Source organism: Rhodanobacter aciditrophus (assembly GCF_042679525.1).
GTDB classification, from domain to species: domain Bacteria; phylum Pseudomonadota; class Gammaproteobacteria; order Pseudomonadales; family Marinomonadaceae; genus Marinomonas; species Marinomonas aciditrophus.
The window spans coordinates 202,475-225,306 of the sequence record NZ_JBHTMN010000004.1; the positions used below are offsets into that span (position 1 = coordinate 202,475).

Annotated in this window: 20 protein-coding genes; 10 read left to right on the plus strand and 10 right to left on the minus strand. The window is 47.9% G+C overall.

The annotated features are described in order from the left end of the window. Window positions 1-127 precede the first annotated feature (127 nt). Both ACFQ45_RS03700 and ACFQ45_RS03705 read right to left on the minus strand, forming a co-directional pair. The gene (locus tag ACFQ45_RS03700) at window positions 128-1,621 is read right to left on the minus strand and encodes a methyl-accepting chemotaxis protein (RefSeq protein ID WP_377365452.1); all 1,494 of its coding nucleotides are present in this window, start codon (window positions 1,619-1,621) and stop codon (window positions 128-130) included. Continuing rightward, complete coding sequence (locus tag ACFQ45_RS03705; protein ID WP_377365454.1) at window positions 1,618-2,229, minus strand: SCO family protein; 612 nt, start codon at window positions 2,227-2,229, stop codon at window positions 1,618-1,620. Before ACFQ45_RS03705 ends, ACFQ45_RS03700 begins: the two co-directional genes overlap by 4 nt. A gap of 247 nt (window positions 2,230-2,476) precedes the next feature. On the opposite strand from ACFQ45_RS03705, the gene ACFQ45_RS03710 reads away from it, so the two are divergent. After that, entirely contained in the window at window positions 2,477-3,169 is a 693-nt protein-coding gene (locus tag ACFQ45_RS03710) for an META domain-containing protein (RefSeq protein ID WP_377365456.1), read from the plus strand. A gap of 65 nt (window positions 3,170-3,234) precedes the next feature. Next, entirely contained in the window at window positions 3,235-3,570 is a 336-nt protein-coding gene (locus tag ACFQ45_RS03715) for a zinc ribbon domain-containing protein YjdM (RefSeq protein WP_377365457.1), read from the plus strand. Between the two features lie 198 nt (window positions 3,571-3,768). Here ACFQ45_RS03715 and ACFQ45_RS03720 read toward each other — a convergent pair whose 3' ends face one another. Beyond that, window positions 3,769-4,950, minus strand: a complete 1,182-nt coding sequence (locus ACFQ45_RS03720; RefSeq protein ID WP_377365459.1) for an MFS transporter — start codon at window positions 4,948-4,950, stop codon at window positions 3,769-3,771. Window positions 4,951-5,048: 98 nt separating this feature from the next. Here ACFQ45_RS03720 and ACFQ45_RS03725 point away from each other — a divergent pair, with 98 nt between their 5' ends. The 3 genes from ACFQ45_RS03725 (at window position 5,049) to ACFQ45_RS03735 (ending at window position 6,987) form a co-directional block, all read left to right on the plus strand. Continuing rightward, window positions 5,049-5,936 (plus strand): LysR family transcriptional regulator, encoded by an 888-nt coding sequence (locus ACFQ45_RS03725; protein WP_377365461.1) that lies wholly within the window; start codon window positions 5,049-5,051, stop codon window positions 5,934-5,936. A 61-nt stretch (window positions 5,937-5,997) separates the two neighbouring features. Further along, window positions 5,998-6,300: an antibiotic biosynthesis monooxygenase family protein gene (locus ACFQ45_RS03730; protein WP_377365463.1), complete on the plus strand. Its 303-nt coding sequence runs from the start codon at window positions 5,998-6,000 to the stop codon at window positions 6,298-6,300. Between the two features lie 84 nt (window positions 6,301-6,384). Further along, entirely contained in the window at window positions 6,385-6,987 is a 603-nt protein-coding gene (locus ACFQ45_RS03735; RefSeq protein ID WP_377365466.1) for a flavin reductase family protein, read from the plus strand. A gap of 71 nt (window positions 6,988-7,058) precedes the next feature. Here the strand turns inward: ACFQ45_RS03735 and ACFQ45_RS03740 are convergent, their stop codons facing one another. The 3 genes from ACFQ45_RS03740 to ACFQ45_RS03750 form a co-directional block, all read right to left on the minus strand. Beyond that, window positions 7,059-7,700: a hypothetical protein gene (locus ACFQ45_RS03740; protein WP_377365468.1), complete on the minus strand. Its 642-nt coding sequence runs from the start codon at window positions 7,698-7,700 to the stop codon at window positions 7,059-7,061. Between the two features lie 66 nt (window positions 7,701-7,766). Then, entirely contained in the window at window positions 7,767-9,485 is a 1,719-nt protein-coding gene (locus ACFQ45_RS03745) for a hypothetical protein (protein ID WP_377365470.1), read from the minus strand. A gap of 128 nt (window positions 9,486-9,613) precedes the next feature. Next, entirely contained in the window at window positions 9,614-11,524 is a 1,911-nt protein-coding gene (locus ACFQ45_RS03750; RefSeq protein ID WP_377365472.1) for a methyl-accepting chemotaxis protein, read from the minus strand. Between the two features lie 678 nt (window positions 11,525-12,202). On the opposite strand from ACFQ45_RS03750, the gene doeB2 reads away from it, so the two are divergent. Genes doeB2 through ACFQ45_RS03770 form a run of 4 tightly spaced genes read left to right on the plus strand, consistent with a single transcriptional unit; the run spans window position 12,203 to window position 17,298 of the window. Then, window positions 12,203-13,360 (plus strand): N(2)-acetyl-L-2,4-diaminobutanoate deacetylase DoeB2, encoded by a 1,158-nt coding sequence (doeB2, locus tag ACFQ45_RS03755; protein WP_377365474.1) that lies wholly within the window; start codon window positions 12,203-12,205, stop codon window positions 13,358-13,360. Window positions 13,361-13,386: 26 nt separating this feature from the next. Then, on the plus strand, window positions 13,387-14,646 hold the full coding sequence (locus ACFQ45_RS03760) for an aspartate aminotransferase family protein (RefSeq protein WP_377365476.1): 1,260 nt from the start codon (window positions 13,387-13,389) through the stop codon (window positions 14,644-14,646). Beyond that, window positions 14,643-15,923, plus strand: a complete 1,281-nt coding sequence (gene doeA / locus ACFQ45_RS03765; protein WP_377365478.1) for an ectoine hydrolase — start codon at window positions 14,643-14,645, stop codon at window positions 15,921-15,923. Before ACFQ45_RS03760 ends, doeA begins: the two co-directional genes overlap by 4 nt. 13 nt (window positions 15,924-15,936) lie before the next feature. Beyond that, window positions 15,937-17,298 carry an NAD-dependent succinate-semialdehyde dehydrogenase gene (locus ACFQ45_RS03770; protein WP_377365480.1) on the plus strand — a complete coding sequence of 454 codons (1,362 nt, stop codon included), beginning with the start codon at window positions 15,937-15,939 and terminating at the stop codon, window positions 17,296-17,298. A gap of 19 nt (window positions 17,299-17,317) precedes the next feature. On the opposite strand, the gene ACFQ45_RS03775 is transcribed toward ACFQ45_RS03770, so the two are convergent. From ACFQ45_RS03775 to ACFQ45_RS03785, 3 genes are all read right to left on the minus strand, one after another. After that, window positions 17,318-18,277: an acyltransferase family protein gene (locus tag ACFQ45_RS03775; protein ID WP_377365482.1), complete on the minus strand. Its 960-nt coding sequence runs from the start codon at window positions 18,275-18,277 to the stop codon at window positions 17,318-17,320. 73 nt (window positions 18,278-18,350) lie between these two features. Beyond that, window positions 18,351-19,094 (minus strand): class I SAM-dependent DNA methyltransferase, encoded by a 744-nt coding sequence (locus ACFQ45_RS03780; RefSeq protein ID WP_377365484.1) that lies wholly within the window; start codon window positions 19,092-19,094, stop codon window positions 18,351-18,353. 126 nt (window positions 19,095-19,220) lie between these two features. Further along, window positions 19,221-19,430: a hypothetical protein gene (locus tag ACFQ45_RS03785; RefSeq protein ID WP_377365486.1), complete on the minus strand. Its 210-nt coding sequence runs from the start codon at window positions 19,428-19,430 to the stop codon at window positions 19,221-19,223. A gap of 190 nt (window positions 19,431-19,620) precedes the next feature. Between ACFQ45_RS03785 and ACFQ45_RS03790 the strand changes: the two genes are divergently transcribed. Continuing rightward, complete coding sequence (locus ACFQ45_RS03790) at window positions 19,621-21,405, plus strand: diguanylate cyclase domain-containing protein (RefSeq protein ID WP_377365488.1); 1,785 nt, start codon at window positions 19,621-19,623, stop codon at window positions 21,403-21,405. A gap of 5 nt (window positions 21,406-21,410) precedes the next feature. Here the strand turns inward: ACFQ45_RS03790 and ACFQ45_RS03795 are convergent, their stop codons facing one another. Then, complete coding sequence (locus ACFQ45_RS03795; RefSeq protein ID WP_377365490.1) at window positions 21,411-22,685, minus strand: cation:proton antiporter; 1,275 nt, start codon at window positions 22,683-22,685, stop codon at window positions 21,411-21,413. Window positions 22,686-22,832: the final 147 nt, after the last annotated feature.

The window sequence follows — 22,832 nt, forward strand, 5'->3', positions numbered from 1 at the left end:
GGACATAATGTTTGAAAACGCTACCTTAGCATATTGTGTTCAAAGGGATACTTTCTAAACATTAACCATGCAGAAAAAGAAAAGGCACGAATCCGGAAGGAAAACGTGCCTTTTAGGGAGTAGAGGGTTATGCCAATTTGAAGATTTTAGACTTCTCGTTGTAATCGGTGGCAATAGTGCTCAGCTCATCTGCTAAGCCTGAGACTTTGTGAATTTCGCTGGCCAGTTCTTTAAGAGTGGCGCAGTTTTCTGCCAGTTGGCGATCCACTTCAGTCAGCATGGAGGCTTGGTTTTTCGTGTCGTCTGCCGTAGCTCGGTTCATATGAGATACTTGGCTCACTTGAGATGCTCTGCTGGAGATGCGATCGGCAATGCCTTGTACCTTGCTGACATTTTCAATTGTACGGCTTCTTCCTGAGTCCATTGAGCTGACCGCATTGATCATGCTCTGATTGAGGCGTTCAACGACTTTTTCGATTTCGTCAGTGGACTCGCCACTGCGTTGTGCCAGGGCGCGTACTTCGTCGGCAACCACCGCAAACCCACGGCCTGTTTCTCCTGCTCGGGCGGCCTCAATGGCAGCGTTTAGGGCGAGCAAATTAGTTTGTTCTGAGATGCCTCGGATGGCTTCTAATGCACTGGTGATGGAGGCTACTTCCTGAGTCAGCTCATTAATAGACTGCACTGCAGATGAGGTTTCTTGCTCCAGTGTCTGCATGTCTTTAGCGACAACGTTGGCATCTTGCTGATCCGTTGCGCTGGAAGACTCCACTTCTGACGCTAGCTCTGCTGCATTGGAACAGTTGTTAGCCGTTTGCTCCACCTGCTCCATCATTTTCGCGGTTTCTTCCTCTAGGTGCTCTGTAGTACGACGCTGCGTGTCACTGGTCTGGATGGTCATCTGGCTGATGTTCTGAATACTTTCAGAGGTTTCAGACAGGCGGTTGGCAATACACAGATAGTCTTTAAAGATGCCACTCAAGGAGTCCAGCATGGCATTCAGAGCCAGCTCTGATTCACCTTTGGCATTATCAATACGGGGTGTGAGGTCATTGTTTAAGGAGACTTGGTTGACCACATCTGCGATACGGCGATTCGCTGTGGATTCACGGGCCATTAGGTGCGCCATGAAAATTAGGATACCGGTCTCTGCGGCAGCAAATGCCGCGTGTAAGAAGGTAATGCCCCAGTTACAGTCGCCAGCAAAAGCCATGGCCGGTAGGCCCATAATCATGCTGCCGTTCATTTGCAAATAGGTAAGTAGCAAATGGTGAACGGCTACGGTCAGCAATCCGGCGATAAATGGCAGATAGCGCTCATAGATTAGGAATACGGCAATGGTGGCAAAGATATGAAAGTGCATTTCGATCATACCCAGCTGGGATTGGATCAAGAGCCCTGACACGGACATCATGATAACAGCAGCGAGGATGCCAAAGGCCTTAGTGCCTTTTAACAGGAAAAAAGCAATGCTGGATACAACGGCGATGATAACGGCCGACAGCACAGAAAAAGTCATCAGCTTGGCTCCAAAGAACCCCGATACCAACAGGATTGGCGCTTGAGCTAATAAAATACGATAAATGAAGGTGTCACGCTTCAGTAAGAGTGCATCCATCATAAGGCGCTCCTTAAAAGGTCAGTTGTTGTAAGGTCGCTGTATAAGGCGCCTTTTGGTTGTGCCAATTGGCTGTATATCCGTACCAGTTCTTTGTCCTTGTTTAATAGGTAGAGATGTCCCGCATGAGATAGGGTGTCTCCCATTTTTCGAACGCGCTCCCCCAGCTGGTATTGCAATCGTTTAAGGGTTTTTTCGTCTAATGAAGCACTGATGAAGCGATCAGATAAACTAGCAAAATACCGCTCACGTAGATCCGCCGGTTCATTGATAGGGTCGATGGTGATCATGAAGAAGCGAACTGAGCTGTTAGGGTGCTTGGCATCCAGTTGTTGGCTAAGCTGCTGAAGCTGATGGACTCGCAATGGGCAGGCTTCTGAGCAGGAGAAGAAGCCCATCATTAAGTACACAGCATCGGACTCCAGATCACTGAAAGCATGGTTTTTAGCTTGAGTGTCCTGCCATTCAAATTCTAATCCCTGATCGTGTTTGACGGACAATCCATGCCCCGCGTTCACATAGCTGCCCATCATCAAGGTAATGGGAAAAGCCAGTGTCACAAGGACGCCTGCCAAGGTTGTTTTGAGCCATAGGGCTTTTCTTTGAGACATAGAGCACATCACGATCTAATTTTTTTTGCAGTGTAGGGAAGAGGGCTCTGATTTTCTGTGAGTTTTTGGTAATGACTGGTGTTTTTACGTATTACTTAACGGACTTCTTGTATTGACGAATGGGAGGCACTGCAAGCTGTAAGCTTTCTGTACGCTATATGGATAAATAGGGATCTATGTATTCAAGAGGCAAGGTTTTGCCTAAATTTACGCTTTTGAGTTCATTGGATGAAACTAGGGGAAAGTAATGTCTTATTTACGATTTGGCTCGTGTGTTTTTTTGGCTTCTGCGATAACAGGATGTGCATCGCAAAAAGCCGAGACCACCTCTTATGAAAGTGTTTCGGTAAGTGATCTAACGGGTCAATGGCAGGTAGAAAGCATTGACCAAGGGGGCGTAATTGATAGCTCCATGGTCACACTGATGTTTACCGGAGAAGGACAGGTATCAGGCGTGACAGGATGTAATCAGTATTCTGCCACCATGACCGACGAAGGGGAAACGGTGGCCTTGAGCCAAGCTATCTCCACACGCATGGCCTGTGCTCCGGCCCTGATGCGTCAGGAACAGCGCTTTTTAAATGCCTTGCAAGAAACGGTAACCATACATCGATTAGCGGATACTTGGCTGGTGGCAGAGGATGCAGCCGGTAAGCCTCGTTTAAAAATGATCGAGATGTCGTCAACTCCAGTGATTCATGATAAAGCGTCAAAATCTGTGACGTATTTTGACTGTGGCTCCGCTGGAGAAGTTGCCATTCGATTGCTTCGAGAAGATGCGATTCAACTTACGGTTGGGGAGCAACGAACAGTACTTGCAGGTATGGAAACCGGGTCCGGTGCTAAGTACGGGGAAGGGGAGCTAAGCTTTTGGCAAAAGGGCAACGAAGCTCTATTTGAATCCGGCGGACGCATGTTTCAGTGTCAACAAATGAACTAGCCTCGGTTGGATATCGGTAAAAGAGTCGTTACCATACGCTCTTTTACCGACCACAAGTGAATCCTATGTCTTTACCTTCTTGTCCTAGCTGCCAATCTGAATACGTCTATCAAGATCAAGAATTGTTGATCTGTCCTGAATGCGGCTATGAATGGAACCCAGTAGAAGTAGCGGAAGATGAGGCAGTGAATGTCAAAGATGCTAATGGCGCCTTGTTAGAAGAGGGTGACAAAGTCACTTTGATCAAAGATCTAAAAGTGAAGGGCAGTTCCCAAGGTCTGAAAATTGGCACCAAAGCCCTTGTAAAGCGAATTCATGACAAAAAAGATCATCAGTTAGACTGTAAAGTGGATGGTGCTGGGGATATGTTCATCACTGCCAAATATGTGAAGAAGGCCTGATGAAGGCCAAAAACCAGACAAGACTAGCCACTGAATGCAACAAAAAGCCAACCCATCAAAGGTTGGCTTTTTGCTATCTAGCACTCAGGAGCTATTAATCCCATTGGGGAGCAAAGTCTGGGTTGGCGATGCGTTCCCCTTGATCAAGGGTAGCGATACGACTCATGTCAGCTTCGGTCAGGGTTAGGTTCAAAGCGTTTAAATTGATCTCCTGATTGCGACGTTTGGTTGCTCTAAGGCGCCCGACAGGCGGGTGAGCACTAGGGCAATAAGGACGATCAGAGCGCCGATCCAAGCGGTATCCATCAGGGTCATATGGTTAATGATTTGCCCGCCGAGAATAGACCCAAGGGCGATACCCACATTGAACGCTGCGATGTTCAAACCTGACGCCACATCCACCGCATGGGGCGTGTATTTTTCAGCCAGTTGTACAACATACACTTGAAGCCCAGGCACGTTACCAAAGGCGAAGGCGCCCCAAACTAGAATGGTCAGCACTGCCAGCACTGGATGGCCTGCAGTCATGGTAAAGATCCCTAAGATGAGGGCTAAGGCTACAAAAATAATGGTTAATGCTTTGATGGGGCCAAGGCGATCCGCCAGCTTGCCACCCCAGATATTGCCCACGGCCACAGAGACGCCGTATACCAGCATGATTAATCCGACAGTGCTGGCTTGAAAGCCGGAGACTTGTTCCAAAATGGGAGCCAAGAAGGTGAACGTTGTAAAAGTGCCGCCATAGCCCACGGCTGTCATGGCAAACACCAACAGCAATCGAGGCTGAGCCAACACATTTAACTGCTGCTTAATAGGCGCAGGGGCTTTTTGCGTTAGATTTCTCGGGATCAATAAAGCACTCCCTATCAGAGCAATTAATCCTAGGGCTGAGACAATCATAAAGGTGGCGCGCCAGCCGAAATGCTGACCGATCCAAGTTCCCAGAGGCACACCTGTCACTAGGGCAACGGTCAAGCCGGTAAACATGATGGCGATGGCGCTGGCCTCTTTGTTTTTACTGACCAGACTGGTAGCAATGGTGGAACCGATGGAGAAAAACACCCCATGGGCTAAACCAGTAAGCACCCTAGCGGTAATCAGAGCCTCATAACTTGGGGCGAGCCAAGCCAGAAGGTTGCCAATAACGAATAGGCTCATAACGCTGAGCAACACCTGTTTGCGTTTCCAGCGTCCCATTAGGGCGGTCAGCACAGGAGCACCGATGGCAACGCCGAGGGCGTATAAGCTCACCAATAAACCTGCGGATGGTAGAGATACGTTAAGATCTTGAGCGATAGTGGGCACCAGTCCGACAATGACGAACTCTGTGGTTCCAATCGCGAAGGCACTGAGTGTCAGTGCTAACAATGCAATGGGCATTTGGGCCTCCAATTAGGCGAGATGTTTAGGTTGCGGAGAAGTATGCCCAATGCTATTTTTTGCAAAAACAGCATTAACAACAAATTACTTTTGCAAATATGACAATAATTTCCCGAAGTGAAGATTTAGAGATATTGCTAACCGTGGTGGACTGCGGCAGTTTTTCTCAGGCGGCTCGTATTTTGGATTTGCAGGTGGCGAAGGTGTCGAGAGCGGTCTCACGTTTAGAAAAGGAGCTAGATAGCACCTTACTGAACCGCACCACTCGCAAGCTAGAGTTGACGGAAGAAGGGCGTACTTTTACGGACCAAGTACGACTGGGATTGAAACAACTCATGGTGGCAGAAGAGTCTTTAAAAGCCCTCAAAGAAGCCCCCGCTGGCCGCCTGAGAGTGGATGCGGCAACACCCTTTATCCTGCATCAATTGGTGCCACATATTGATGGCTTTCGAGCCCTTTACCCTAAAATTGAGCTAGAGTTGGTGGCCAGTGAAAACAATATCGACCTAATCGAGCGGCGTACGGATCTGGCATTTCGTATCGGAGCTCTGAAAGACTCCAACTTACATGCCAGGTTCCTCGGGCGCAGTCTGCTACGGGTGGTGGCATCTCCAGATTATCTGAAGCGTAACACTGTCCCCAGCACTGTGGACGATCTCAGGCACCATCAGCTGTTAGGCTTCACCGATGCGCCCCATTTGAGTCGTTGGCCGCTTGCACAGGGTGGCGAGCTAAAGCCCACCCTGTATTGCAGTAGCGGTGAAACCATGCGCCAGTTATGTTTGCATGGCCAAGGTTTGGCGCTGATGTCAGAGTTTATGATTAAGCAAGACGTTACCGCAGGGCGATTGGTCAGCGTCCTTGAAGACGTGGTAGTGAGCCCCAATGAAAGAGAATTAGTGCATGCGGTCTATTATCGAAACACGGCTTTGTCGAGCCGCATTCAAGCGTTTTTAGACTATATCAGTGACCGATTAACACTCTGATTCAGAGCCTGTGTATATGGGCCCAATGGAGTGTTGCAAAGAAGATCCAACAGGAGTTGTTATGTTTATCGCCATGAACCGTTTCAAGATAAAACTAGGGTGTGAACAGGAGTTTATTGACGTTTGGAAAGGCCGTGATTCTTACCTAAAAGAGGTGCCAGGATTCCAATCATTTAACCTTCTACAAGGGGCTACTACAGAAGAGTACACCCTGTTTTCTTCTCACGCCGTATGGGAATCCAAAGCTGCATTTGAAGCGTGGACCCATTCTGAAGCATTTCGAAAAGCCCATGCGAATGCTGGTAGCCGTCGAGACATGTACTTAGGTCATCCTCAATTAGAGTGTTTTGAGGCGGTCATTTAATTCATTGAGCAGAACTTGATCTGAATCTCGTTGCCCATTGGCAATAGAAGACACGACATTAGATTAATTTAACTTGAGGTGTTCATGAATTTTGAAGCTCAATCGCTGCCGACTCCTGACATTTATCGACTGTTAGTGGGGGGCATTACCCCACGGCCTATTGCTTGGATCAGCACTGTTTCCCCAGATGGGGTTGATAACCTTGCGCCATATTCGTTTTTCAATGTGGCCAGTGTAAACCCTCCTGTGTTGAGCTATACCCAAGTGCTGCCACAAACGGGTGAAGACAAAGATACCCTGAAAAACCTGCTGGCCAATGGGGAGTGCGTGGTGCATATCGTTAACTCTGCCAGCATGGAACAGATGAATCAGACCTGCGCATTATTACCCTCTGAGCAAAGTGAATTTGAGTTTGCAGGGATAAGGAGTCAACCCAGCGAAACTGTGACACCCAAGTCCGTTAGTGAGTCTTCCGTGCGATACGAATGCACTCTTCGGGAGGTCATTCGAATGGGGGAAACGGCGGGTAGCGGCACCATGGTATTGCTGGATGTAAAGCATGTATATGTGGAAGACAGCTTGTTTGAGGATAGCCAGATTGATCAGCACCAGTTAGACAGTGTTGGCAAAATGGGAGGCGATTACTACAGCTTTACGGCTGAGTTGAAGGCCCTGAAGCGTCCATAGGTGATTCGACTTCATGTTATCAAGCGCCAGCCGTGTGTCTGGCGCTTGATATTGACTTATAAGAGGAGCCCCTAGAGCTTGTAGCCGATGGAAAGGCCCAGCTGAGTTCCATTATCCAGTTCCGGATGGTACACATAGCGCGTGTAGCCATACACCTCGATTCCCCCCGTAAGCATAGAAAAGCCCACCTCTGGGAACACGCCACCGGTAACATCTTCGTCACAGACGGTGGTGTCATCACATTGGTTGTCAGCAATGTAAAAGCCAGCACCAATGACAGGTCTAAGGGAAAAACTCGGGTTATACTTGCCGATGCTGTAGAGCAGTGCACCTGAACCACCAAAATTCATGCCTTCGAAGAGGTCTTTTCGGTCATCCCAGTACATCAAAACGTTGGCTCGGCCAGACCAATTGTCGTCAAATAACACTCGTACACCGGACTCAACGATCCAGATGTTTAAGTCATCTGAATCTTCATGGGTCAATCCCGCGTAGAAATAGGCGTTGATCTCTTCGTTGTTCGGGTTGAAGTCTGGGCTGTCTGGATCAAAGGGCTCAAAGACTTCTTCTGATTTCTCTTGGTTGAAGGCTTTTTCAATGGCCGCGTTGGATGCCTTTCTAGCTTCTGATATGTCGTCGTCGGATAATACCGGAGTCGAAACCACACTCAAAAGACCTGCAGTAACCAAGGTGTACAGGGTTGATTTATTCATAATGTCCTCAATGAACAAAAGCGGTGAAGGGAAGGACGATTATAAATGTAAAGACAACAAAACTCGCTAATTAAACTCTGAGTTCCGTTGTAATAAGTCAAATTTCATCTCCTGCAAAGCATTCGATAAGAATGCAAACTGTGTATTGGTCGTTACTTTGTTGCGGAAACTCTCAGAACGGATTTCATTACTGACATTTTCCATCAAGTCATCACGGATACCTGAGTGCATTTGATTTAGCTCACGGACAAATTGAGTGAGGCTTGTTTTCTCGGAGGCGGTGCTGTCTTGGCTCATACTCTCGAAAGAGACCAAGGTATTGACCAGATGACTAACATCGCTTTTGTAGGTTTCCAAGTCTTTGGCGCTGTATAGGTTTTCCGATTCATGTCCTTTAACAGAGTGACCCTTTTCCATTTGGACTTTATCAGGAGTAGCGCCTAGGAGCAGGCGAGATTGGCCAAAGGCGCTGTTAGCGTTTTGAAATACGGCGGCTCCTTCTAAAGCCACGACTGTTAAGCCTTCTTCAATGTCAGGGCGCTCCACTAGGGTGACATCATGGTAACGGGTGCGGTTCACCAGTTCTAAAACGTCAGGTTGAGTTCGTAACGCACTTACCGTCTCTAAGGCCTCTTCAAGGTTTTTTCCTTGTGCTAGCAGGGTATCTATTCCCGACGTTGTAATGTCGATGTAGGCACGCTTTTCTGGGTTAGATAGACGATTTAGTTCGCTGCCTAGGGTGGTTAATTGTTCTTCGGGCAGATCATGACTTTCTAACAAGGTGATCATGCTGGTAACACTATCCAGAGCAAAGTCACGGCCGCTACTTTGCTCATTTTCTTGGGCTAGTGCGTCTTCTCCTGTGTACGCAAAACCAAAGCTTTCTTCTGCAAATGGAGAAATCTTGATGGCTGCTACCATGTCTCCTAAAGCCTTGATAAGGCTTTCTGGAATAGCGCCTTGTTCGGATGCCATCAAGTTAGATAATCGCTCCCCAAGCTCTGTGTCCAAGCCATAAACGTTTAATAGACCTTGTTGAGCGTCTGCACTGAGTTCGCCAAGCTGTTCCGTGAGTGCCGCTGGGGTGTCGCTGGCAATGACTGCTGAGACGAAGTTCTGCAGATTATTAGCGGAGCTATCATCGGAAAATCGCTGTAGGGCGTTAAATCGACCAATGTCTTGGCCGTATACCACGGCGCTAAAAGTACTCAAATGCTCTTGGTCAACTTGGGCGGCATAGCTCGCCCCTTGTGAAAGGATTTGCTCCTGTTGTGCGACAGAGCTGTGTTTCAAAACATCCATAAATTGTGTGACTTTTTCAGTCAGAGTGCGATTGGCTTCAGCATGGTGAGTGATGCTGCTGGACGCAGGCAGCACCATGGCTTGCAGGGTGTCAGCAAGATCTTCTAAGCCTTGGTCGCTAAGCCCACTGGCCATGTCTAAAAATTCTGGGTCAGTCAGGACACCGGCTCGCATTAGATCTGACATGCGACCTTGATAGAAGAAGTGGTCTTGATTGGAGTCATGAATAGGGCCATCAAGGCGCTCTGCTAGGGCTTTGGCTTGGGCCATTACATCTGGATTTGTGTGATAAAGCTCGTAAGGGTCCCCGGCAGATCGGATGAGAGTAAAGCTGGACGAGCTACTTAGGTTAGTGTCCGAATCCTTGAGGCGAGATGCACTGTATTCTGCCACGGACTGGGACAGGGATTGAGCACTTGTTTTGACAGAGTGTGAGGAGCTTGTCAGTGATTGGGTGCCAGTCGTTATTGTTATGTGAGCCATACCACAAATCCTTGTCGTTAAGTCATCTGGAGGGTATCGGCGCACTTGATTGAATCTTGAACAGAAAAGAGCGCCCCCAGGAAATCCTCTCCTTGGGGGGGCGAGCTAGAATTAGGCCATGGTGCGGGTTAATTTGGCTGGCGGGTTATAAAACTCTCCGTAAGGGCCGTTAAAGTTTGGCTGAGGCCTTTTAAATTATCTGCTTCGATCACGGATTCTCGGTTTGCGGTTGTGGTTTGATCTGCCAAGTGGCGCACCGTTTCAACTTTGCAGTTGATCTCGTTAGCGACTAAAGCCTGTTGCTCTGCGGCGGTGGCGATTTGTTGATTCATATCTTGCACCTGGCTCATTTGCTCTGTGATATTTTCGAAGAGCATGAGTACCGTTTTAGCTTGGTCTGCGTTTTTAATGGATTGATTTCGGCTGGTTTGGATTTGCTCTAGAGAGGCCTGGGCGCCACTTTGCAGTTCGTCAACCAGTTGCTCTATCTCTAGGGTTGAGGCTCGAGTGCGAAAGGCTAGGTCACGAACTTCTTCCGCTACTACGGCAAACCCTCGACCGGATTCTCCAGCTTTGGTGGCCTCAATTGCGGCGTTTAGGGCGAGTAGGTTGGTTTGTTCTGCCACCGCTGTAATGACCTCCAAAATACTGCCCACATTATCTGAGCAGTGTTTGAGGGATGCCATGGTGTCTTGGGTGGTGTTCAGTTCCGTTGCTAGGTTGGTAATTTGTGCGACGGTGGATTTCACCAATAAATAGCCTTGGTTAACGAGATCATCGGTTCTATTCGTGGCGATAGCGGCTGTGTCTGCATTTCGGGCGACTTCTGCCACAGTGGAGGACATCTGATTAATCGCCGTGGCGACTTGATCTGTCTCGTCTCGTTGGGCTTTCATCATGGCTTGGTTGTCGTTGGCAATGGAGGTTAGCTGTTGGCTTGTTGTGCCCAACTGGCTCACGCTGTTGGTGACTTGAGATATGAGGTTGTTTAAGGAAACACTCATATTGCCCATCTTGTTATACAGTTTACCCAGTTCATCAGAGCGGTGGGTTTGGAAAGTTTGGCTTAGATCCCCTTGGGAGATAGTGTCTACAGCACCCATTAGCTCTTTTAAGGGGATGACAATCATGCGTTGGATAGACCAAGCAAAAAAGCCGCCAATCAAGATTGCCAAAAGGGTAACAATCACTAAGGTGGTCCGTACCTTGTCCCATAGGTGCTGACTGACTTGCTGCTGGTAGCGTCCCAGCTCGATCATTTTGGCACTCATGGTTTCAGACAAACGGAGCATCATATCGCTGTTTTCTTCCGTTTCACGCTTAAGTTCAGGGGTTCTCATCAGCAACTGGGAGTATTCATCAAACAGTTGTAATACCGCGTGCTGACTTAACTGCGCTGGGCCCCTGAGGGACAGGCGTTTTAAGTCTGACGCTATATTGGGGATGTGCTCTTGAATCACTGTGATAGGCACTGCACGATTCTTCCTCACATATTCAGAGATAATATCGGCGGACTGGTGAACGTTTTTAGACATGTAAAGGGTCGTTACCATCGCCTCTATTTCTCCAGCGTTACGTAATCGCTCTAGCAAGTGATCCACTTCTTGATAGATATGTTTGCGTTTAGTATTGATCTTTTGGACCGTTTGATTCCACTCTTGCTGGGTGCGATAAAAGCGGGCGAAGATGGTTTTGTACTCCTCTAGGCTGTTTGTCGCCTCCCTAACCAACCGCTGGCTGGTCGGCGAATCATAGCGCTGGTTGGCATCTAGCAGAGCCTCTCTGAGAATGGCTTCTAACACTAGGGTTTTTTCATAGGCTTCTTCGGTGCCGACCTTCAGATACAGTTGGCGCTGTTCACTCAGGGCAATGACGGAATTATCCAGTCGTTCAGATAGGTGGACTTTTTCAGCCCGGTCGAGGAGTGAGTTGATCCCCAAAAGGCTAGTGATAGCGACAATGAGGGTAATAAGTAGAACGAATCCAAAGCCCAACCCGAGCTTGGCTCCGATCGAGCAGTTTTCCATAGGGTTCTTCATGAAAATATCCTTTTTGCATGATGATGTAGGTAACGGGTTTTTATACGTCTCTATGTGTCCTGTATTTCCTCCTGATAGGGCTGATGGATTAAGTATATTTTATTCCTTGGGTTCAGGTTAACCGTTCAGTCTTTCTTTTCGTTTGTCATGGTTGCCGTGATGACCTGACAGGCTTTAGAGCCAGCTTCTCAAATGGGATTCCCCAGTTGCGATAAAAGTATTCGTGAATTTTTTAGTCAGTTTTATTCCCTTTAATTAATGATGTTTTCTTTGGCTGTCATATTGGCTCAAAAAATGGGGTTAATATTATAAAAATAAAACATAGTTACAGATCTAATTATTAGGATTGATTTGTTTTGACTTAAAAAGTTATATCTCTAATGGTTAGATATGGAATGTTTTTAATGGGCTGAAATGTCTATAAATGCTTGATTTTAGGGCGATATGGCTCGATTTTGGAGCAGCATTTTTAGGCTGTATAAATTGTGAATTTAAACTTTTTTTTGATGTTTTTATTATTGTTCTATCTGTTTGATTTGAGCGTTATTTTTTGGTTTTTTAGGCGATTAAATTCAATTCAAACTATTTTATTCGCATTTTACCCTCTTGCAAAAGACGATTTCGTTAATTACTACTTTAGTAACGATGCTATTTCTTTATGGTTTTCAGGAGGGATGAATGTCCAGCCCATGGCAAGAGACAATCGATTTTGCAGAAACGGTGCGCAAAACATTGCACACTCACCCGGAGCTAAGTTGGCAAGAAACCAATACTGCCGCTCTGGTGCGCGCTAAGCTGGATGAGCTGAATATCCCATGGCGAGCGTGTGCCAAAACCGGCACGGTAGCCTACCTTCGAAAAGACGCTGAAGGCCCAGCCATAGCGCTCCGAGGGGATATGGACGCACTGCCAATCCAAGAACAAACTGGCAAGGCTTGGCAGTCTGAGCATCCGGGCTGTATGCATGCCTGTGGCCATGATGGGCACACTGCAACCTTGCTCGCCACGGCTCGTTGGTTGAAGCAACATGAGCAGGATCTGCCACAACCTGTGGTGTTGATTTTTCAACCTGCAGAGGAGGGATTCCACGGTGCCAGAGAGATGATCAAAGATGGGGCACTGGATGGTGTCGGTGAAATCTATGGTTGGCACAATTGGCCCGCGCTGCCTTACGGAGCCATTGCCTGCCCAGACGATATTGTTATGTGTGGTAACGGCACCTTCGAGATGACGTTTCATGGGCGCGGAGGTCATGCCAGTCAACCGGAATTGTGCGCTGATCCTTTGTTAGCTGCCAGCGCGGTGAACGTGGCTTTGCAACAGATTGTGAGCCGTCGCATTGCCCCGCAGGCCACAGCTGTCATCAGCGTGACTCAAATCCATGGGGGCACAGCACCGACGGTCATTCCTGAAACGGCGAATTTGTCTGGGAGCATCCGAGTCCCAGATGAAACCACACGAGAAAAGCTTAATCAGCACATCACCGATGTGGCCACTCAAACCGCTGCCGCCTATGGTGTCACTTGTGAGGTGGTTCATGATATGCGCTACCAAGCCACCATCAATCACGCAGCGCCAGCCACACGTGCACGTCAAATTTGGACATCCCTTTACGGCGATGAGGCACTCAAGCATGGACAGGCGTTGCCCATTATGGCGTCAGAAGATTTTAGTTATTACTTGCAGGCCATTCCAGGCTGCTTTGCCTTAATCGGCAGTGATGATGGTCAAGGCCATGATGTGCCTTGCCACAGTCCTCATTACGATTTTAATGATCGTTTAATTCCAGATGTTTGCCGCTGGTTCAGCCAGTTGGCGGGTCTTTCCCAACCATAAACTACCAAGCTGCTATAGGAGGCGGTATGAGTATTTTTGAACAACGAGAATCCAGTATTCGAGCCTATGCTCGCACGTATCCTACGGTTTTTGTTACGGCAAAGAACGCCCGTCAGGTAGACGATAAAGGCAAGGAGTACATTGACTTCTTCGCTGGTGCAGGGGTATTGAACTTTGGCCATAACAACGAGCGCATGGTGAAGGCCATGGTGGATTACATGCAAAATGATGGCGTGCTTCACAGTTTGGATATGCAAACGGATGCCAAAGCACGCTTCATGCAGAAATTCACCGATGTGATCCTGACGCCACGGAACATGCCTCACAAAATGCAGTTTATGGGGCCAACTGGGACCAATGCGGTGGAAGCGGCGATGAAGCTAGCCCGCAGAGCGACAGGTCGACATCAAGTGGTGGCGTTTAGTGCTGGTTTTCATGGCATGACCTTGGGTGCTTTGGCCGCTACGGCGAATCAATACTTCCGTCAAGCGGCAGGGGTTCCACTGCTGCATGTGAGTCATGAGCTGTTTGATCAGGCCCATGACCCAGAAGCTGCCCTTCAAGGTTTGGAACAATTGGCAGAACAATACCGAGATCCGTCCAGTGGGGTAGAGCCACCAGCGGCGTTCTTGGTAGAGACCATCCAAGCAGAAGGTGGGGTGAACGTTGCCAGCACTGGGTGGATGCAAGCACTAGAAAAGTTAGCCAAGGAATTCGGATCCATTCTAATTGTGGACGATATTCAGGTGGGCTGTGGTCGTACCGGTTCGTATTTTAGTTTTGATGACATGGGGATTAATCCTGACATCATCACCTTGGCCAAAGGTATTGGCGGTGTCGGAACACCAATGGCCATGAACTTGGTTCATCCTGATTTAGATAAACACTGGTCGCCTGGTGAGCACACGGGGACTTTCCGTGGGCAAAACTTGTCCTTCATTGCGGGTGCGGAAGCTCTTTCTTACTTCGAAGACGATACCCTGATGAGTGCTGTGGATGTGAAAGCGCAGTTAGTACGAGATGTTCTAGGGCCATTAGTGGATGAAAAGAGTGTACAGGAGATTCGCGGTCGCGGTTTGATTTTAGGGCTCGATATGGGCAGCGGCGAAGTCGCCGCTAAAGTCGTACAACGCTGCTTTAAGCAAGGCTTGATGCTTGGTGCCTGTGGCAGTGGTGGTCGGGTATTGAAGATTATTCCGCCACTTACTATCCCAGAAGCGGATTTAACCGAAGGACTTGAGATTTTGAAAGACGCAGTGCGTTTCGTAATGGAGGAAGCCGCATGATTGAACGTGATGACATGACCTTTTCGTACAATGAGTTTCAACGCCGTTTAGGGGAATTGCGTAGCCGTATTGCGGAGCGTTGTTTGGATGCGGTGGTGATTACGGACCCAGAAAACATCACCTATTTAACGGATTATCAGACCACAGGATATTCCTTCTTTCAGGCACTGGTAGTGCCCCTAGAGAAAGAGCCATTTATGATCACTCGTGCATTGGAAGAGTCTAATGTTCACGCTCGAACTTGGGTGGAGGTGACGCGGCCTTATCCAGATACGGGGGATGCGATTCAGATGTTGGTGGATGCATTACGTGAGTTTGGTCTGAGTGATAAACGCATTGGCTACGAGCGTAACAGCTACTTCTTCCCTGCGTATCAACAGGACACCATTCATACCACTTTGAAGAACGCCAAGTTGATGGATTGCTTCGGAATTGTCGAGGAAGGGCGCATTTGCAAATCCCAAGAGGAAATTGCCGTTATGCGCCGTGCTGCTCTGGCAACTGAAGCGGGGATGAAAGCTGGCATTGAAATCTGTCAGCCGGGTGTCACGGAAAATGAAATCGCTGCGGAAATCTCTGCTGCTATGTTCCGTGCTGGCGGCGAGACGCCGTCTGTGATGCCCTACGTGACGTCAGGTCCTCGAACCATGATCGGTCATGCCACCTTTGAGGGGCGCAAAGTTCAAGCGGGAGAACATGTTTTCTTGGAAGTGGGAGGCTGTTATCGCCGTTACCATACCGCCATGATGCGTACTGTGATCCTAGGGGAATTGTCGGATGCCATGTATCAGTCCCAAGAGGTTATGAAGCGAGCGTTAAATGAGATTCATCGCATGGTTCAGCCTGGCATGACAGTGTCAGACGTGGACAATTTAGTGCGCAATATCATTATGGACAATCAAGTGGGAGCGCGCCTGATCACCCGCTCGGGTTACTCCATTGGCATCGCTTTCCCGCCAAGCTGGGACGAAGGTTACATCATCAGCCTTAAGCAGGGGGATTCGTCGATCCTCAAACCGGGCATGACCTTCCATATGATTCCTTGGATGTGGGGCATTGAAGGAGACAAAACCTGTGGTATTTCAGACACCATTGAAATCACCGAAGACGGGTGTCGTTCCTTCTTTACTTTAGATCGAGATTTTGTTGTGAAGCCTACGGTGGCGGAGTCCATTAAGCCAGTTGAAATATTGGCACCTAATGGCCAAAAGGCCTCCACAGAAGTTGTCACTGATACATCTAAAAAATCTAAACGGTCTGCAAAAGCCACCGGCTAGTAAGGAGAGAGGTATGTTACAAGCAACCAATCCTAATAATGGCCAATCGTTAGAAGCGTTTGAGGCGTTAAGCCTAGAACAGGCCAATGGGCTGATTGATCAAGTGGCAGGGGGCTTTGCGGCTTGGCGGGGACAGTCTATTGAACAGCGTAGCGAGATACTTAAATCCGTCGCGACCAAGTTGCGAGAAAATAAGCAGCCTTTGGCAGAGTGGATGGCCCTTGAAATGGGTAAGCCTATGAAAGAAGGCCTTGCAGAAGTGGAAAAGAGCGCTTGGTGTGCGGAATATTACGCCGAGCACGGAGCCGAGTTTCTGGCTCCGGAAACTCTTGCTTCTGATGCTAGCCATAGTTATGTGCAGTACCCTCCATTGGGTACTGTATTGGGCATCTTGCCTTGGAACGCGCCAGTTTGGCTGGCTTTGCGATTCTTAGCCCCCGCTTTGATGGCAGGCAATACTTGTGCCTTGAAAGCGGACCCCAATGTGCCCGCTACAGCTGAAAAACTGGTGGCGTGTTTTCATGAAGCAGGGGTTCCAAAAGATGCTTTGGTTAATCTTGCGGTGGAAAACCAAGTGGCTAAGCAGTTAATCGATCATCCTAAGGTCAAAGCGGTGTCCTTCACTGGCTCCAGCCAAGCAGGTCAAGTTATTGCGGCTCAAGCGGCAGGTGGTTTAAAACCCGCCGTCTTAGAGCTGGGGGGCTCTGACCCTTGCATTGTCATGGCGGATGCAGAGTTAGACAAAGCGCTGGATGTGATTACTCTGTCGCGTATGATCAATGCGGGTCAATCATGCATCGCGGTGAAGCGTTTGTTTGTCGAGGCGTCCATTTATGACACAGTTTGTGAAGCACTGCGACAAAGGTTTGAGCAGGTAAGCTTTGGTGACCCCATGGATGAGACCAAACAGCTAGGCCCCTTGGCACGTGCCGACTTGAGGGATCAACTCCATCGCCAAGTGTCCGATACCATCAAGTCGGGAGCCAAGTGTTTGATTGGCGGTGACCTGCCTAAAACCGATGGGTTCCATTATCCAGCAACCCTCTTGGTGGACGTGGAACCCGGTATGGCGGTGTTCGAAGAAGAAACCTTTGGTCCAGTGCTTAGTGTGACGCCAGTGTCTTCTTTAGATGAGGCACTGACCTTAGCCAATGCCACTGAGTATGGGCTTGGGGCGAGTATCTGGACCACAAGTCAAACGGCCATAGATCAAGCCGTGAACAACTTGGCCTCGGGGCAAATCGCGGTCAATGGCATTGTCAAAAGCGATCCGAGATTGCCTTCTGGAGGCATTGGCAAATCCGGCTATGGTCGAGAGCTTGGCCCCCAAGGCATACGGGAGTTTGTCAACGTACAGCAGGTTTGGATTGGCTAAATCGATTCCAGTATAAGGGCTACGGTGTAGCCCTTTCTTTCAAGCTGAACAGACGTTTTTCTACTTCCACTACGGCATACGCCATGCTGCAGAGCATGATCATAAACAAGGAAATAGCGAGGGGAATGGCCATGCCTAAATCTGATAGCCAAGGTACTATGAATAAAAATGGGTAGTGCAGTAAAAACAGAGGAAAGGACAGATCACTTAAAAACGCTAACCATTTCCCTTTTCCTAGATTCCATTTACACCAAAATTTGCTGCTAACGGTTTGGGCCAGCCAGATCCCTAGGGCAAATTCAAACAGGCGACACAAAGGAAACCAATCTCCCGGCCGCCCAGGCATAAAGCCATATTGACGGTAAAGCCAACCTTCCACTTGATCCAGCATATTTTTGTCTGTGAATGGTAAACCGTATTGCCCCACGTACCAGCGACTAGAAGCGCTGATGAAAAAAAATAGCCCAAGGGTAAGATGAGGGGCACGTCTTAAGCAAGCTGCCAAGAGTGGGAAGATTAAGTACATAGTTAGAATCAAGCCGATAAACCAACTGGGCGGGTTATAAGGCCCACCCCAGAGCCCTATCCAAGCATACAAGCCGGTAACAGAGCCAACGATGTCCAACATAAAGCCATTTGGAAATGGCTCAGGAACGCCGCTCCCTAAGAGCAGTTCCTTCAATAGGTAACCTGAAAAGCAGAAGGGGATGGTGAGCCAATAGATGGGGTAAATGCGTTTTAGCTTTTTCCAGATATAGTGTGTATAGGGGGTGGGGCGTGCCAGACCAGTCAGCCCCGCTAACAACCCAGATAACACTAAAAAAAGCGAAACCCCAACGCCACCTAGGCTCACATAATAGAAGTTTTTAACGCCAAAAAACTGCCCTACATTTGAGTCCAGTAGCTGCCCAAAGTGCGCGACAAACACCAATACGATGGCGAAGATACGAAGCAGATCCAATAAATGTGAGCGTTGCATAATGAGGCCAACCTAGGAATTGATAATTTAGGTTGTACCTCAACGAGATGACAAAATTGTGAGAGGGCGGCTGTTAGGGTTTTACACAGACGAACAAGGCATTGCCTGAGGTTTCGTTCCAAGGTTGCAAGGTGTCGTAATCGTGCTCCAGCACAGTGACCTGGAAATATGGCGCAAGGAGCGCTTGCAGTTGGGCAAAGCTGACCGCCACCATGGGATGGCTGTCGTGCCAGTATTCCACTTTATCCCCTGTGGTTTTGCGAATGCTTAAGCGCAGAGCTTGCTGGTTACCATGGCCTTGATAATACCAGCTTGACGAGAAATCAAATTGACTACCTTGGGACACAGCGGAGTGAGACACTGATAAGGTGTTATCGATATGATCCTTATCCACGGCATTAAAACAAAACACACCACCACTTTTGAGGGCCTTTGCGACGGCAGCAAAGCAGCTGTCTAACGGGGCAAGGTCGCCGCTGTAATGAACGGAATAGAGAAAACAGGTCACTAAATCGACAGTTTCGTTGATCTCGAACTCGCACATGTTTTGCAAAGTGAATTGGGCTTCAGGGCAGCGAATCTGTGCCTGATCTAGCATAGGTTGGTTCAGATCCAAGCCTTGGCATTGGTAGCCATATTCTAGGAAATGGCGAAGGTGTGGACCCGTGCCGCAAGCCAGATCTAAATGGCTCATACCTTGGTTGCCAAACACCTGGTGAATGCGTCGAACGCCTTCGCTTTGGGATTGATAATTGATGTCGGCACACATCAAATCATAGTAGGCGGACAAGTCCGTGTATAAGGCGTTTTCGGACATAAGCCAGCCCCTAATAACAGGTCAAATTGAAAACGCGAATAGTAGCTTTGAGTGTTGTGAAAAGCTATGAAAAACTGCTCAAATCAACTTAATTTGTAGGGATAGTGCAGTTATATTGATCATGACTCAGCAGGCAAAATAGCCTTGATCAACGATGGACTGTAGCGCGTCAAAGTAATTTTCCACATATTGGGTGAGAGCACCAATAATCGTCTCCTGGAAGCATGCCAAAAAAATCCCTACTAGGAATAGGATTACGAACAGTTTTGAATGTTCAGTAAAGTGGTGAATCACGTTGGACATGCCATGGATACTCAATGATTGATCTGTTTTCACGTACCCTTCATAGGGTGTCGTATTGTAAAAGACTAGTGTAGCGCATTCTTTTAACTCTCTCTCATTTTCACACTACATCGTTTCTGGAAGGCAAATGGTAAGGAATATTTTACAATTATCCACTACATTAGAATATGTTTATGTGGTTATTTTATAGCAAGTTTAACGCCCCACACACTAGGTAGTGTCTATGAAGGAACAGCCTTCAACGTTTCGAATGTATTTCTACAGCATGATAGTGATTGTCGGCTTGCTATGGCTTGGTCTTGTGCTTTTAATTGTCGAGCAGGGACGATATCAAGCCACGGTTGAGAAGCGTGATAAATCCCTTCGACTGGTAGAAGAATTACAACAGTCTTCAGCAGATTTAGCTAAGCTGGTGCGCACCTATATCATCAGCGAAAATCCCGTCTACAAAGAGCAATTCTTTTCTATCATTGATATTCGAGATGGGGAAAGCCCTCGCCCCAAAAACTACAATAATGCCTATTCCGACCAAAGGGTTGCCGAGCCTGAAAGCCACTCGACTCAAGAATATCTTGAGCCTCGCCCTCTATTGGAGCTACTTGGAGAAGTAGGGCTGACAGCTCAAGAGCTCCATAATCTGTATCAAGCAAAACAGAACTCGGATCTGTTGGTAGCCGTGGAGCGGAAAGCTATGGAAATGGTGGATGCCAATGTCTCAAATGATATGGCGACCCGCAGAGAAGCATTTTTGCTCTTAGCAGATGACTATTTTGTCCGTGTCAAAGCCGACATCATGGGAACCATCGCTGACACCAAACAAATGATTTTTGATCGTACTCAACAAGAAGTCGATCAAGCAAATCAGCGTTTGAATTGGGCGACCGGAGGGTTGGTTGCCTTAGGAGTCGCCTTGGTATTCTTAATGTTTAAGCTTGGGAAACAGGTGTCCAACACGATTGGCTGTTCCATCCCTGAATTACAGCGCACTATTAAGGAGTTGGGTAGGGGGAAGTTTGTTACGCCGATAAAGCAGTATGATGATACGGATAATAGTGTGATCGGTTGGTTGTCGCGCACTCAACAACAGCTTGCGGATCTTAATTTAGAGCATTTCCGTGCCATCGTCGGTTCGTCTGATGATGCCATTATCAGTAAAGATTTAAACGGGATTATTGCCAGCTGGAACCGAGCTGCGGAAACGGTGTTTGGCTACACCGCTGAGGAAATTATTGGCAAGCCCATGACAACCATAATCCCAAAAGAGCGTTTGTATGAAGAGCCTGAGATCCTCTCTAAGATCGCCAGAGGTGAAAAGGTTGATCATTTTGAAACACAGCGAGTGAGAAAAGATGGTCGTCTAGTGGATGTGTCCGTGACGATTTCACCTATGTATGATCCAGATGGAAAAGTTATTGGTGCTTCCAAGATTGCACGGGATATTACTTCAGCAAAAGTCGCTAAGGCGGAAATCCAACGGCTGGCCTACTTTGATAATCTTACTGGATTGGCAAACCGAGCCTATCTGGATGAAGCTTTACCTGAGGCCATACAGCGAGTTGCTCAAAAAGAGTCGTGCTTAGCGGTGTTGTTTGTTGATTTGGATAACTTTAAGCCCCTTAACGACCAGCATGGCCATAGCGCTGGAGATTTGTTGCTGCAACAGTTTGCGACCCGTTTAAACAACAGTATTGACCATAATGATATTGCGGCCCGCTTTGGTGGAGATGAATTCATTGTCGTGATGGAGCGTCCTTTTGATCACGAGCATCTGTCTTTTGAATGGCTAACCCATGAGCTTGAAGGTCTAGTGTCTTATTTATCGGAACCCTATCAATTACATGAAATCCAGCATCAATCATCCGTGAGTATTGGCGTGATGACCTGTGTGGATGGCAACGCAAGAGCCAATGACTTGATCTTACAAGCTGACCAAGCCATGTATAAGGCCAAAGCGGCAGGCAAAAATGGCTATGCATTTTTATCCCGCCGTATCTATCGCAATGGTTAAAGGCTTTAAGCTTGCTGTTTTCCCGCTTCGATACTCTTTTGAATGATGGGAGAAATCGTAGAGCCTTGAACGATGATTGAGAAAATCACCACCACGTAGGTGATCATCACCATAAGGGTATGGATGTCTGTGCCGTTTACGATGAACTGCCCTGTGGGCACGGACGCAGCCATAGCAAGTGCCAATCCTCCACGTAGCCCACCCCAAGTGAGTATTTTTACCGAATGAGCATCGTATTGTCGAAAACGACGGAATGCCTGATAGGGCAGAGAGATGCTGATAAAGCGTGCCAGCAATACCACAGGGATCATTAACACTCCTAAAGCCGCCTGTGCCCAAGTAACAGGCAAGACCACCAATAACAATCCAATCAAGACAAACAAGAGTGAGTTAAGGAAAGCATCCACTGTGTGCCAAAAGTGCGCCAGCGTTTCTTGGCTGTGCTTTGAAAAGCCACTGCCACGGGTTACGTTTCCAATGAAAATGCCACTGACCACCATGGCCAGTGGACCTGAGATGTCCATTACATTGGCAAAAGCATAACCTGCGGTGGGGATACAAAGTGTGACCAGCAGCTCAATGCTGGTGTCATTACTCCGTTTAATCAGCCAATGGGCGATTAGCGCCATTACGAGACCAAAAATGACGCCGCCTACGGCATCCGTCAGGAACAGCTCTGCTATCCCCGTAAAGGTTGGTTCTTCCCCAGAAAATGCCAGCGCAAAGATAGTGGTAAACACGACTAATCCCACACCATCATTAAATAATGACTCGCCTTCCACCTGTACGGAGATGGTATCGGGAGCGTTCATCTTTTTAATAATCGCCAATACCGCAATAGGGTCTGTTGGACTGATTAACGCACCAAACAAAAGGCAGTAAATAAAAGGAACAGACCAGCCAAATAAAGCCAATAGGCCATAGGCGAGGGCACCGACAATAAAGGTCGAGATCAAAGTGGAACCCAATGCCATGATGGCAATTTCCCAACGTTGGTGCCGCAGCAGATGCAGATCGATCTCTAGCGCCCCTGCGAACAACAAAAATCCTAACATGCCGTTAAGCAGTAAGAGGTTGAAGTCAATGTTGGCGATGGCTTGAGTAATCGCGATGGTAAGTTCGTTGTTGGCAAATTGCGTTAACAACATGAGTAAAAAGGAGATAACGACGGAGCCAGTGGTGATGGCGATAGTGGTTTGCAGTTTCAGTACATATTGGTTGGTAAAAGCAATGAATATTGCCACAACCGAGAGTAGGCAGAGAAAGTACCAAGCGTTCATTTGTGTTTCCTGTGAGTAACATGCTTACAACTAAGCACCATCACGATGAGGCATATCTGCGGCGGCGGGTGCTTAGTTTTAAACACGTGAGCGGCGCAAATTATAACTCTGAGCTATAGCTTGGGGAGTCTTTCTTGGTGAGAATCT